Origin of the sequence: Limnobacter sp. UBA7229 (assembly GCF_002473065.1) — a bacterium.
GTDB lineage: Bacteria > Pseudomonadota > Gammaproteobacteria > Burkholderiales > Burkholderiaceae_B > Limnobacter > Limnobacter profundi.
In genome coordinates this window covers 107,037-120,088 of record NZ_DKTN01000005.1, presented here as the reverse complement: position 1 = coordinate 120,088, position 13,052 = coordinate 107,037, and the positions used below count along the sequence as shown (strand labels likewise).

The 13,052-nt window shown below is 53.9% G+C and carries 13 protein-coding genes; 6 read left to right on the top strand and 7 right to left on the bottom strand.

Going from position 1 to position 13,052, the window contains the following annotated elements:
• The first annotated feature begins 45 nt into the window (after positions 1-45).
• Complete coding sequence (locus tag B4C79_RS03410) at positions 46-2,046, top strand: UvrD-helicase domain-containing protein (RefSeq protein ID WP_291741113.1); 2,001 nt, start codon at positions 46-48, stop codon at positions 2,044-2,046.
• A gap of 31 nt (positions 2,047-2,077) precedes the next feature.
• Here the strand turns inward: B4C79_RS03410 and B4C79_RS03405 are convergent, their stop codons facing one another.
• Both B4C79_RS03405 and B4C79_RS03400 read right to left on the bottom strand, forming a co-directional pair.
• On the bottom strand, positions 2,078-2,728 hold the full coding sequence (locus B4C79_RS03405) for an NAD(P)H-binding protein (protein WP_291741112.1): 651 nt from the start codon (positions 2,726-2,728) through the stop codon (positions 2,078-2,080).
• A gap of 73 nt (positions 2,729-2,801) precedes the next feature.
• Entirely contained in the window at positions 2,802-3,698 is an 897-nt protein-coding gene (locus tag B4C79_RS03400) for an SDR family NAD(P)-dependent oxidoreductase (RefSeq protein ID WP_291741111.1), read from the bottom strand.
• 112 nt (positions 3,699-3,810) lie between these two features.
• On the opposite strand from B4C79_RS03400, the gene B4C79_RS03395 reads away from it, so the two are divergent.
• Positions 3,811-4,479 carry a TetR/AcrR family transcriptional regulator gene (locus B4C79_RS03395; protein ID WP_291741110.1) on the top strand — a complete coding sequence of 223 codons (669 nt, stop codon included), beginning with the start codon at positions 3,811-3,813 and terminating at the stop codon, positions 4,477-4,479.
• A 65-nt stretch (positions 4,480-4,544) separates the two neighbouring features.
• Here the strand turns inward: B4C79_RS03395 and B4C79_RS03390 are convergent, their stop codons facing one another.
• Positions 4,545-5,093 (bottom strand): c-type cytochrome, encoded by a 549-nt coding sequence (locus tag B4C79_RS03390; protein WP_291741109.1) that lies wholly within the window; start codon positions 5,091-5,093, stop codon positions 4,545-4,547.
• Between the two features lie 236 nt (positions 5,094-5,329).
• Here B4C79_RS03390 and B4C79_RS03385 point away from each other — a divergent pair, with 236 nt between their 5' ends.
• From B4C79_RS03385 to B4C79_RS03375, 3 genes are all read left to right on the top strand, one after another.
• Positions 5,330-5,878 (top strand): cytochrome b, encoded by a 549-nt coding sequence (locus B4C79_RS03385; protein ID WP_291741108.1) that lies wholly within the window; start codon positions 5,330-5,332, stop codon positions 5,876-5,878.
• Between the two features lie 46 nt (positions 5,879-5,924).
• Positions 5,925-6,482, top strand: a complete 558-nt coding sequence (locus tag B4C79_RS03380) for a YceI family protein (protein WP_291741107.1) — start codon at positions 5,925-5,927, stop codon at positions 6,480-6,482.
• Between the two features lie 76 nt (positions 6,483-6,558).
• Positions 6,559-7,137 (top strand): YceI family protein, encoded by a 579-nt coding sequence (locus tag B4C79_RS03375; protein ID WP_171101570.1) that lies wholly within the window; start codon positions 6,559-6,561, stop codon positions 7,135-7,137.
• A gap of 64 nt (positions 7,138-7,201) precedes the next feature.
• On the opposite strand, the gene B4C79_RS03370 is transcribed toward B4C79_RS03375, so the two are convergent.
• On the bottom strand, positions 7,202-8,200 hold the full coding sequence (locus B4C79_RS03370; protein WP_369907283.1) for a TerC family protein: 999 nt from the start codon (positions 8,198-8,200) through the stop codon (positions 7,202-7,204).
• Between the two features lie 138 nt (positions 8,201-8,338).
• On the opposite strand from B4C79_RS03370, the gene B4C79_RS03365 reads away from it, so the two are divergent.
• Positions 8,339-9,211, top strand: coding sequence for a LysR family transcriptional regulator (locus B4C79_RS03365; RefSeq protein ID WP_105027728.1), 873 nt, complete (start codon positions 8,339-8,341; stop codon positions 9,209-9,211).
• On the opposite strand, the gene B4C79_RS03360 is transcribed toward B4C79_RS03365, so the two are convergent.
• The 3 genes from B4C79_RS03360 to B4C79_RS03350 form a co-directional block, all read right to left on the bottom strand.
• On the bottom strand, positions 9,208-9,804 hold the full coding sequence (locus B4C79_RS03360; RefSeq protein ID WP_040512135.1) for a CBS domain-containing protein: 597 nt from the start codon (positions 9,802-9,804) through the stop codon (positions 9,208-9,210). The two genes, B4C79_RS03365 and B4C79_RS03360, sit on opposite strands and share 4 nt — an antisense overlap.
• A gap of 218 nt (positions 9,805-10,022) precedes the next feature.
• A complete protein-coding gene (locus B4C79_RS03355) occupies positions 10,023-10,748 on the bottom strand; it encodes an esterase/lipase family protein (protein ID WP_171101252.1) in 726 nt (241 codons plus the stop codon).
• Positions 10,749-10,833: 85 nt separating this feature from the next.
• Positions 10,834-13,023, bottom strand: coding sequence for a cyclic nucleotide-binding domain-containing protein (locus B4C79_RS03350; protein ID WP_291741106.1), 2,190 nt, complete (start codon positions 13,021-13,023; stop codon positions 10,834-10,836).
• Positions 13,024-13,052 lie beyond the last annotated feature (29 nt).

Here is a 13,052-nt window from a genome sequence, read left to right as displayed (position 1 = left end):
TGCCCTCTGGTACAGTAATGCCTTCCCCTGGAGTTTCCCCCCTGTATGTCTGTTGGCCTGAACAAAGCCCAAAGCGAAGCTGTGAATTATGTCGACGGCCCCTGCCTGGTACTGGCGGGTGCGGGCTCGGGTAAAACACGGGTGATCACCCAAAAAATTGCGCACCTGATTCAAAACAAAGGCGTGAGCGCCAAGAATATTGCAGCGGTTACCTTCACCAACAAAGCCGCCAAGGAAATGGAAGAACGCGCGGCCAAGCTGTTGCACGGCAATGAAGGCAAAGGCCTGTTGGTGTGTACATTTCATAGCTTGGGCATTCGAATTTTGCGGGAAGAACACAAGCATGCCGGGCTGAAGGCACGTTTCTCGATTCTGGACGCGACCGATACTTATGGTTTGGTACAACAGCTGTACAGCACCACCGACAAGCAGTTGATACGCAAGGCGCAAAGTGTCATTTCACTGTGGAAAAACGGCCTTGTGGACCCAGACGCTGCTTTGGCGCAGGCCACTACCGAAGAAGAAGGTGATATTGCACGCCTGTACAAAAGCTACGAGGCCACCTTGGCGGCTTACCAGGCTGTGGATTTTGATGACTTGATTTTGAAACCCACCCGCCTGTTGGCCAGCAACGAAGAAGTGCGCAGCCGGTGGCAAAACCGTTTGCGTTATTTGCTGGTGGATGAGGTGCAAGACACCAATGCTTGCCAGTACGATTTGTTGCGCTTGATTGCAGGGCCACGCGCCATGTTCACTGCGGTGGGTGATGATGATCAGGCCATTTATGCCTGGCGGGGCGCCACCATTGAAAACCTGCGCCAGTTGACTGAAGATTACCCGCAGTTGAAGGTGATCAAGCTGGAGCAGAATTACCGGTCGACCTTGCGAATTTTGCAAGCCGCCAACCGCTTGATCAAGAACAACCCCAAACTGTTTCCAAAAACGTTGTGGAGCGACCATGGTCCGGGCGAGCCGATTGTGATCAGCCCCATGGCCGATGATGAACATGAGGCTGAGCAAGTGGCCATGATGCTGAGCGGCCACCGGTTCGAGCGGCGAGCCAAGTACGGTGACTACGCTATTTTGTACCGCAGCAACTTTCAGGCGCGTATTCTGGAGCAGGCTTTGCGCCGCCAGAAAATTCCGTACATTTTGAGCGGCGGGCAAAGTTTTTTTGAACGCGCTGAAATCAAGGATGTGATTGCCTATCTGCGCCTGCTCGTGAATCAGGACGATGACCCCGCATTCATTCGCGCTGTGACCACGCCCAAGCGTGGCATTGGCCAGAAAACACTCGAGGCTTTGGGCACTTACGCTGGAACGCGTGGTGTTTCATTGTTTGAAGCACTGTTTGAAACCGGTGCTGAAAGCCACTTGAATGCAGGTATGGTCGATGCGCTTCGCACTTTCGGTACGTTCATCAACAAACTGGAATACCGGGCACAACGAGAACCTGCGCGTGATTTGCTTAATGAATTGTTGAGCACCATCAAGTACGAGGAGTGGCTTTACGAGCAGCAAGACGAGCGCGGTGCACAGGCCAAGTGGCAAAACGTACTCGACTTTGTGAAGTGGATGGGAGACAAAGGCGAGGAGGAAGGTTCAACCCTGCTGGACCTGACCCAGAAGGTGGCGTTGATGACCATGCTGGATCGGCAAGACGACGGCACCCGGCCTGATGCTGTGCAGCTAAGCACGCTGCACGCCGCCAAGGGGCTGGAGTTTCCGCATGTATTTTTGATTGGTTGCGAGGAAAGTATTTTGCCAAGTTTTGGCGACGGGGAAGGGCGCGAGCTGACCGATGACAGGCTGGAAGAAGAACGCCGCCTGATGTACGTGGGTGTCACCCGTGCGCAACGTAGCCTGAACATTACCTGGTGCAGGAAGCGCAAGAAAGCGCGTGAGTTGGTGAGCTGTTTTCCATCGCGGTTCATCAAAGAACTTCAGCTGGAAACCGACAAAGACCTGCCCGACGACACGCCCAAAATGAGCCCAAAAGACCGCTTAAGTGCGTTGAAAGGCATGCTCACCAAAGTGGGAACCTGATTGCAATTTTAGGCCGTTCTACGAAATCTGCTTACTGAAAGTTTTCTGACTCCAGAACTTTCACACCGGGTTCGGCTTTCAATGCCTCTTGCAACATGATGCGCGCCAGTTTTTCAACCTTTACACTGCGCAAACGCTTGGGTAAAAGCGGGTTGAACAAACGGCTGGCCACCAAGCCGATTTCTTCGCCAAGCCGAAACTCTTCGCGCTGGCCATCGAGCAAACCAGGGCGTGCAATGACCACGCTCGGAATGCCGGAATTTTTAACAGCTTGTTCAGCCTCGCCTTTGGTGCGCAAGTACAGACCTTTCGCTTTGGCGTTCGCCATCATGGCCGAATTGAGCACGAAGCAAGGCACTGAATGCTGTGCCGCGAGTGCCGCAAACTGAGCCACCAGTGTGTAATCGACAAAGCGGAACTGTTCGGCTGTTTTTGCCACCTTGATGGTGGTGCCCAGGGTGCAAATGACCGCATCGGCTTGCCACCACGGTGCCTCTTCCGGGATGGCGTTGAAGTCAATTAGCTGGTTGAGCAATTTCGGGTGAGGTGTCAGTGGCTTGCGGGTAAGTGCGACCACCTTGCCCACTTGCGGATGCGCCAAGGCTTGTGCCAACACATGGTGACCCACCACACCGGTAGCGCCAACTAGCAGCAAGGTTTTTTGAATGTTCGTTGAACTCAAATCAAGTCCCCAATAAAAAAACGCGGCAGTCTTAAGACTAACCGCGTTTCGCTGTCAAAGTCCAAAGGCGTTGTTATGCGCTCTGTGTTTGCTTTTCTGCAGCTTTGCGCTTTTTGCGGGCAATTTGCTTGTCGCGCATTTTTTTCATTTGACCCACGATGATGGCTTGGTAGGTTTCAGGCAGGGTACGCACCATGGCATCCATGGCGACAGCGTCTGGGCCAACCAGCACGCGGCGCTTGTTGCCCTTGACGGCCTTCAAAATAATGTCGGCTGCTTTTTCGGCGCTGGTAATGAAGAACTTCTCGAAGAATTCTTTGCCCTGTTCAGAGTCGGCACCTGTGAACTCTTCAATTTCAGGAGAGGCCACGCTTTTGCGGGCAATCGCTGTTTTAATGCCGCCGGGGTGAACGCTGGTGGCAGATACGCCGCAGTTCATCATGTCCAGTTCCTGGCGCAGGCTTTCCGTGAAACCGCGCACGGCAAACTTGGTGGCGTTGTACGTGCTTTGTGTAGGTTGTGCACACAGGCCAAACAAGCTGCTGGTGTTGATGATGTGGCCTTCGCCCGAGGCTTTCAGGTGTGGCAAGAATGCCTTGGTGCCGTAAACCACGCCCCAGAAGTTAATGCCCATGATCCATTCAAACTTGTCATAGTCGATGTGTTCAACCGGGGTTGCATAGGCCACGCCTGCATTGTTGAAAATCAGGTTAACCTTGCCGTGGTCTTTGGCGGTTTGATCGGCCCAAGCGTACATGGCTTCGCGGTTGGATACGTCCAGTTGCTGGCTGGTGACCTTGACATTGGGTGCCGCTGCTTTCACCATTTTCACGGTTTCGGCCAGGCCTTTGGTGTCGACATCGGAGATGGACACGTGGCAGCCTTCTTTGGCCAGTTGAAGCGCCAGGGTGCGGCCCATTCCAGATGCGGCGCCAGTGATTGCGGCAACCTTGCCGTTGAATGATTTCATGTGTCGGTCTCCAATGTGCTGTGTTGTAGCTGTAATTTGACAATCGTGGTTGTCAATTTAATGTTGGGCCTGCATACTGTCAATGCCTATTTTTTGAGTATATCTTCCAATTATGAATGCGAAAGCACCGGAGCAAATTGCCAAAGCCGCAGGGCGTCGTTACCGCGGGGTGTCCAATGAAACCCGCAAGGCCGAGCGGCGACTCAAGTTGATTGAAGCGGGCATCAAGGTGTTCGGGTTGACCGGCTACCATGCGGCCACGGTGAAAGGCTTGTGCCAGGAGGCAGGGCTAACTGAGCGATACTTTTACGAAAGTTTCAGCAATGCAGAGGCTTTGTTCACCGCCTGCTACCTGCACATTACAGACACCTTGCGCGAGAAACTGCAGAAGGTGTTGTTGGGTATGGAAGATGACAACCTGGAGCAGGCCACCCGCACAGGTTTGATGGTGTTTTTTAGCCAGTTCAAGGAAAGCCCGCAGGCCGCCCGAATTTTGTTGGTCGAGGTGTTGACGGTAAACCGGCACCTGGAAGAATTGAGCTTGAAAACTTTGTACAGCTTTGTGGAAATGCTGGAAACACTGGCCAAACCCCTGATTGAACAGCGAAAGGACGGGGCAGTGAAAGGCCTGGATTCCACTTTGTTGGCCTCGGGCCTGGTGGGCTCCGTGCTTTACATGGCCGCCCGTTGGAGCTTGGACGGCTGCAAAAAACCTGTAGAAGATGTGGTGGAAAACGCCATGCTGATATTTCGTGGCGTTGGCATGCTGCTGACAGAATAAAAAAACCCGCCATCAGGCGGGTTTTTTTACAGCTGGCTTATTTGCCTTGCCAATTGTTTCGCGAGTTACTTTGCAGCTTCAGGAGCTGGCTCAGTGGCTGCTTCAGCGGCGGGAGCAGCAGGCTCGGGTGCTACGAAATCAGCACCGACCTGTTTGCCCATGTAGGCCACTGCACGGGCTACTTCGATGTCGTCGAGGTCGGAATTGCCGCCTTTGGCTGGCATGGCGCCAATGCCATTCACAGCGTTTTGCCAGAGGGTGTCGAAGCCTTTGCTCAAGCGGGCTGACCATTGACCCTGGTCACCGGTTTTGGGAGCACCCGCTGCGCCAGCGGTGTGGCAGGCAGCGCAAGCCGCGGCATAAACCTGTTCGCCAGTTTTCAATACCTTGGGTGCATTGGCATCGACGAAGTCAACCGTGCCCACAGGTGCCAGGCGCGCGGCGATGGATTCTTCGGAAAATGCATTGCTGCCAGCGGCGGGCTTTTCGCTGCTGCTGACGTAGTAAGCCAGCAAAATAATGACGAAAATCGGAATGACAAACGCGGCAACCACTGCATAGATAAGTTGCTTGGGTGTCTTGATTAGAAGTTCGTGTTCGTTTGAATCGCTCATACGACGTCCTGATTGAAAGCGCTGGTTGAAACGTAATTATTAGGGCTGCACAATACTGGCTGACAAACGCCGATGGACGCGCCTGCGGGCGTGCCCGATTGAAGTTTAAGCCTTGCGGCATGTACGCAGCTGCAAAACAACTGTAAATTGTATCTTGAAAAAGGCTTTAAACCCAACTATTTATTGCTGAAAAATGCAAGCCTGTGCTGCAAAGGGATGAGATTTTGAAAAGTGCATTGAGCGAAAACCATCGCTACGGTTTGCCCATGGTGGTGGTTCACTGGTTAATGGCGGTGGGCATTTTGACGGCCTTTGGCGTGGGTTTGTACATGGTGGACATTCCCGGCATTACGCCGTTCAAGTTGAAATTGTTCAACTGGCACAAGTGGCTGGGCGTTACCTTGTTTGCCCTGGTGTTGTTGCGCATGGTGGTTCGAATGTTGTCGAAAACCCCCAAATACCCGGCACATTGGGGGCACAACACGGTGCTGCTGGCCAAATTGGGGCATTTGGCCTTGTATCTGTTCATGTTGGGAGTGCCGGTGTTTGGCTACCTGTACAGTTTGGCCTCGGGTTATCCGGTGGTGTGGTTTGGTGTAATCGAGCTGCCGGTGCTGATTGAAAAAAATGCGGAATTGAAAGAGTTGTTTAAAACCTTGCATGAACTTTCAGGCAAAGGCTTGGTCTTGTTGGTGGTGGGCCATGTGTTGATGGCCTTGAAGCATCACGTTCTGGATCGCGACGGCATTTTGGGCCGCATGATCCCCGGAATGCGAGCCGACTAATTTTTTCGATCAATTGCCGATTGTTTTAAAGCCCTGCAGGATTCATATGAATTACTCATTCGCCAAGGCGTTGACAGGCCTGGCATTCTCAGTTTGTAGCATGTCCGCCCTGGCCGCGCCAATTGATGTAACACAAAGTGAAGTCAAGGCCACATTCAAACAGTTCAATGTGCCAGTGAGTGGCAATTTCAAGAAATTTACAGGCGACGTGCAGTATGACCCAGCCAAGCCAGCTGACACCAAAGCCACCCTTGGCGTAGACACCGCCAGTTACGACCTGGGTGACCCCGAGTACAACAAGGAGGTTGCCGGAAAAGACTGGTTTGATTCAAAAAATCACCCCAAGGCCACCTTTGTGATTACTGGTGTAACCGGCAGTGGCAACAATTTGCAGGCCACCGGCGATTTGACCATTCGAGGCATCAAAAAACCATTGAAGTTTCCGGTAAAAATTCAGACAGCGGGTGGCAAACACACCTTCACCGGCAAAACCCAGATCAAGCGCCTGGAGTACAAAGTGGGCGCCGATGGAGAGTGGGGCGACACCAGCCTTGTGGCCGATGAAGTGGTGATCGATTTTAAATTGGTGATGCCTGCCAAGTGAGCAGGCACGCCATGATATATACAGCAACAACAAGGACAACAAGGAGTTAGGGATGTTTAAGCAAGTATCAAAAACAATGTTGGGCGGTGCGCTTGCACTGGGTATGTTCGGTGCTTTGAGCGCAGCCAATGCGGCGGTGGACACTTACATCATCGATCCAAGCCACACTTTCCCGTCATTTGAGGCGGACCACATGGGTGGGCTTTCGCTGTGGCGTGGCCAGTTTGAAAAAACCAAGGGCATGGTGACTTTGGACCGTGCGAAGAAAACCGGCACCGTGGACATTGAAATTGATGCGGCCAGCCTTGATTTTGGCCATGGCAAGATGAACGAGCATGCCAAAGACGTGGACATGTTTGATGTGGAAGCCCACCCCACGATTACCTACAAAGCCAGCAAAATGCGCTTTGAGGGTGACAAGCCTGTTGAAGTGCTGGGCGATTTGACCTTGAAGGGGATTACCAAGCCTGTGCCTTTGAAGATCAACACCTTCAAGTGCATTATGCACCCCATGAAAAAAGCCGAGGTGTGCGGTGCGGATGCAGTGGCTGAATTCAAGCGCACTGACTTCGACTTGGGTTACGCCGTGGACCGCGGTTTTTTCCCGGAGGTGAAAGTGCTGATCACCATTGAAGCTGTGAAGCAACCCAAGTAAATGATGAGGTAATAAAAAAGGCCGGTGACTTTAAAATCACCGGCCTTTTTATTTGCCGCGAACTTTACTTGCTTTCTGTGGCGTGTTCCAGTTTTTCAGGCTTGTTGTCGCCGCGTGTTTTCCACAGCGAGAACAACACACCACCTGCGATCAGGCCCAAGGTTACGCTGAGCGAGAAGGCAGGGGGGAATTTGCCGATGAAGTTCACCAAGAAAATTTTGCTGCCAATGAACACCAGTACCATTGCCAAGGCGTACTTCAGGTAGTGGAAGCGATGGATCATTGCGGCCAGTGCAAAGTACAGGGCACGCAAACCCAGGATCGCAAAAATATTGCTGGTGTACACAATGAACGGGTCGGTGGTGATCGCAAAAATTGCGGGCACGGAATCAACCGCGAAAATCAGGTCCACAAACTCGATCAATACCAAGGCCAACAACAGGGGGGTTGCAAAACGCACCACTTTGCCGGTTTTTGGGTCGGGTTCGTTCACCACAAAAGCATTGCCGCGCAGGCCTTCGGTGACACGCATGCGTTTGCGCAAAAACTTCAGGATCGGGTTGTTCTCGATGTCGGGTTTGCTGTCCGCCATGAACCACATTTTGATACCGGTGATCACCAGGAAGGCACCGAACAGGTAAAGCACCCAGCTGAATTCTTTTACCAGTGCGGCACCCAGGCCAATCATGATGGCGCGCAGCACGATCACGCCCAAAATACCCCAGAACAACACGCGGTGCTGATACTGGCGGGGAATGGCGAAGAACGAGAAGATCATGGCGATGACAAACACGTTGTCCATCGACAGTGATTTTTCAATCGCGAAACCGGTGAAGTAGTTCATACCGCTCTCAGAACCCAGGTACCACCACACCCAGGCACCGAACAGACAGGCTGCAGTGATGTAACCGCCCGAGAGCAGCAAACTTTCCTTGACCCCGATTTCGTGGTCATCTTTGTGCAGCACGCCGAGGTCGAAGGCGAGCAGCGCAACCACAATACCGACAAACAACAGCCAAATCCATGCGGCTGTGCCGAGAAAGTCGGTGTGCATGAATTCCATTAAAACGTCCACTTTGATACTCCATGAGGGTTGAATTGAACACGGCGCCATGGTGTACCAGTTGTGATTTCGAAAAAACCAGTATTTAATGAACTATTACTTCGGTTTTTACGCAGTTAAATTGTTGAGGTGCCGCAGATGATGAACTACCGCCACTTGCATTACTTCTGGATGGTCGCCAAAGAAGGTGGTTTTGCACGTGCTGCCGAGCGAATGGACATGGCCATTCAAACCATCAGCGCGCAGGTGCGCGAACTTGAAAAAGACTTGGGGCATCAGTTGCTAAAGCCGGATGGGCGTGGCGTGGCATTGACTGAAGCCGGGCAGGTGGCCTTTGCCAAAGCCGAGGAAATTTTTCAACTGGGCCAAAGCCTGCCGGAGTTGGTACGGGCGGTGGCCAGCAAACCGGTGAAGCGTTTCCGGGTGGGTTTGTGCGATGGCATCTCGAAACTGGCGGTGCATGCCTTGTTGAAGCCTGTGTTGGATACGGAAGACCTGCACCTGACTTGCCATGAAGGCGAACCCGAGCAGTTGCTGGCGGAGTTGGCTTTGCACCACCTTGATTTTGTGTTTGCCGGGCAGCCCCCGCCAGCCAACCCCAACTTGCGCATGCAAAGCCGGGTGCTGAATACAACCACGGTGGATTGGTTCGGCGCTTCGAGGTGGGTGAAAAAAAGCAGTGTGAACAATTTTCCACAATGCCTGGCTGAATTGCCGGTGTTACTGCCCACTGGACATTCCCGCTTGCGGATAGACTTGAATTACTGGTTTGAGCAGCAGGGAATTGTGCCCCATGTGGTGGGCGAATTTGAAGACAGTGCCTTGATGTCGGTGTTTGCAGCCCGTGGCCTGGGTGTGTTTCCAGTGAGCCGTTTGGGTGTGTACGACGCGGGTACCTTAAGCGGTTTGCGTCTGCTGGGGCAATGCCCTGATTTGCACGAGGAAATTCATGGCGTGTGGAATGTGAAGGGAATCGACCACCCTTTGGTGGTCGAATTGTTGAAAGCTTAAGCGGCGGCCACTGCGGCTTCAATTTCCGCGAAGGTGCTGGCCTTCACTGGGTCCATCACTGGGATACCCATTTGCCGCGCAATTTGTGTAGAAGAGAACAAACCCACTACACGCATTTTGCCTGTGCGGTTGTCGACCACCAGTGCGTGTTGCCGGTTGTGTTCGCGCAGTGTGGCAATAATGTGACCCACTTCAGCGCGCGATACGGCACCGAACTCCAGAAACTCCAGGTCGGGCAGTTTCACCATCACGTCATTCACCGTGAGTTCAGGCACATTGCGATTGCTGGAAGAAGCTTCCTTGATTGCGCGCTCGCCGGCCAGGTCATTGGCGGTGAGCAGGCCTTGCAAATGACCATGGCTGTTTCTAACGAACAGCAGCTTGACGCCACACACGATCATGGTGGTGCGGGCTTGCTCCAGCGTTTCAGAGCCCGAAATGCTCACGGGGTGTACACGCCGAAGGTCTGTCATGGCGTCGAAGGCTGGCGAATCGGCTGTCAGCTTCAAAGGGCGACTGGGGTCGCTGACCGTAATGGTGTCGGTGGCGCTGGCGCTGATGTGTTCGAGTGCTTGGTAGTGTTGTCTGATCATGTTGAAACCCTTTTTGACACACAGTCGTATTGCATCCGCAGGCTTGGGGCCGACGGGCGAGTTTGCAGGACGGACTGCATGCAAAAGAGGGTACAGGCACAAGGGTTTGTTGCCTTGTGTCGTGGCAGCGCAAGCACCGTCCACTAGAAATTTAGTCTACGCTGCTGGCGAAAAGTTTCAAGTCAGTAAAAGCCCGGAGGACACAGGTGAATACCCGTCTATTTCAGCGGTGTACCCAAGGCATAAGGCAGCAGGTTCATGACTTCCTTGCTGACGCCCATGGCCAGGTGGGGGGTGTCGATTTCGATGTGCTCAACATTGGGGCTGAAACGGTCGATACAGGCTTGCCAACTTACGATGGAGTCTTTCTTGCAGTACAGCGCGACGATGGGGCAAACAATTGGATGCTCGAACCGTTTCAGCGTGCTGTTTTCAATGGATTCCACATCCAGCCCTCGAATGTCGTAGAGCGTTTTTACTGCCGTGTATTTTGGCCCGCCAATGACCGGGCTGCCAATGGTGACGATGCGGCTCACGTTTTGTTGCACCTCACGTGCAGCCTCGCGAGCCAGGTAGCCACCCAGACTCCAGCCCAGCAGTTTGATGGGTGCCTGAGCCTGCTCGGAATGTTCCTTGATGTCGGCAATCACCTGTGGAAGCAGTTTGCCCACTTCACCGTGATTGAAACCGGCAGACCAGTGCACGGCCTTGTAGCCCAAAGAATTCAGGTAGCGTTTGATGAAGGTCATGCTGCTGGAACTGGCACCAAAGCCCGGAAGCAACAACACGGTTTGGCCCTGGCCTACATTCTTGCGGGCAAGAAAACGCCAGCCCACGGCCAGCTTGGCGGCTTCGAATGGTGTTTTGGCCTCGCCCAATAACAGGCTGAGTTTGGGTTTGCCAATTGAATTGCCGTAACGTTTCTGGAATTCTGCTTTGTTCATGGGGTGTTACAAGGTTGTGCACACCCGAGAAAATACGGCAAGGCGGGGCTGTACACAAAGAGGAATTCCTCTAGTGGTGCACGGTTTATTGCAGCAGCGCGAGGCTTTGGTTGGCCAGGCGAATGCGCAGGGCCAGTTCGCGGGCGAGGTTGTTCTGAAGAATCTGGCTTAATTCGGGCTGGTATTCCTGCAACTGGTCAAATTGTGCAATGGGCAGAAATAGCAGTGTGCAGTCGGTGTCTGCGCGCACTGTGGCTGAACGCGGTTTGCGGTCAATCAGTGCCATTTCGCCAACCATGCTGCCGGGGCAAAACCGCATCAATCTTTCATTGCTGTGGCCGGTGTGGTGCCACGCACTCAATTGCCCTTGCCGCAACACATACAAGCCGCAAGGCTCAGCGCCTTCGGTGAACAGGGCTTGGCCTGCGGGCAGGGTCTTGGTTAACCAGTGTGCACAAAAGGCCTTTTTTTGTGCAGGGCTCATGTGATCGCACAGGTGGCTGTTTTCAAGGGTGCTATCGGCGCTGTATGCCATATTGTCGAAAGCGATTTGACCCAGCAACAGGTTTTCAATGTGCCAAAAGGCGTCGTCAATGTGGCCTTGTGTGGCAATCCCCAGACGCGCAAGGCAACTGTGCAACAGGGGTTCACCGCCCATGGCTTGTTCGTGTGTGGGCAGCACGGCCACGGTTTGGGTGCGTGGCAACCCTTGTTTGAAAAGCCGCTCAAGGCAGTCGCAGGCGGTGTCGTCAATGTAGCGCAGGTGGGTGAAATCGAGCACAGCGGATTGCGCCGGTGCCAATTCGTCTTGTAGTCGTATTGCAATGGCAGGGGCATTGCCAAAAAACAGATTGCCCTCAAAGCGTACCCAGGCCAAGTGTTCAAAGGCGGCGTCGAGTTGTTGGCGGTGGGCGCGCGGGCGCATGCTGCGTGAACGCGCCGCGGGCTTGGATTCAATGCTGCGCAGACCACTGCCGGATTGTTGTTGCAGAAAGTAAGCTGCCACAAACAGCACGCCGACCAAGGTGCCGATGAGCAAATTGCTGATCCCGGTGACAAATACCATGCTGAGCACCACCCACACGGTGAAGCGTTCTGTGGGTGCCATTTTGCGGCGCGTGCTGCGCGCTGCGAAACGCCTGATCAAGTCCAGTGTGTTGCCTTGAATCAGAAACAGGGAGCTGACTGCCACCGCAGTGGCAAGAATGTGCAGGGGCAGCTGAGCCAGAATTGGCCAGGTGAGCAGCAAAAGCAGGCCCAGCAGGCCCACGTACCAGGCTTCGCTTTGGCGGTGCTGGGCACCCACACCCAAGGCAGCGTTGCTTCTGGAAAAGTAGTTTGAGCTGGGCAGCGCCAAGGCCAGGCCGCACAGAACATTGGCCAGTGCCAGGGTGTTCAATTCTCGGCGGGTGTTGTGCCGGGTGCCGAGCGTTTGGTCGACTTGCAACAGCGATTGCATGCTTTCCAGCACCACCAGCAAGGCCAGCACCGTCGCACCCACCAACACCTGAAGCAGCAGGCCAGGTGTACCCAGCAACAAGGCAGACACCTGTTGAACGCTGCCCACAAGGCTGGTTGTATCCAGGTTTTGCCACAATGGGTGGTTGGGCATGGCGGCTACGGTTTGCATGGGCAATGTGCCGGGCCATGTCCAAAGCAGCACGCCGTGCAGCGCAAAGCCGCAGGCCAGGCCGTACACCAGGCCAAGAGGGTTGGGGCGTATGGCGCGGAAGTACAGCAGCACGGCAACTGTAATTGCCGACACACCGAGAGCCATGGGTGAAAACGAGGCAGGGGTGCTGGCGGCTTGCAGGGCGGTGGTGTACACAGCAAAGCCCAGCATGGCGGGTAGCAATTTGTAGGCTGAGAAAAGACCCAGTGTGGTGTTCATGCCAATGAGCACCGGGGCTGGCAAAAACTGCATCAACTTGCCTACACCCTGTTGTTGGGCCAGTGCGATCAACAGGCCCGCGAGTGCAATTTCAAGCATCAACAACAGCATGAGCTCTGAGTGGTTGCTGGTAATTTGCAGAAAACCGAGCAAGGAACCAGCGACAATCAGTGCGGTTGAAGAACGTGGTCCACCGAATTGAACAGGCGCTCTACCAAACAAAGCGCCCAGCAAGCCGCCCAGAAATGCGCTGGCCAAACCCGCGTAAATGCCATATGCCAGACCGGCCTGACCCAATGGGGCAAAGGCCAACATGCCATACACAATTGCCTGAGCGTATCCACCGAATGCGACCAGTGCGCCCGCTTTGAATTCGGTGTTCAAGGAAGAGTTCGCGCAGCCGAAGTTGAGTT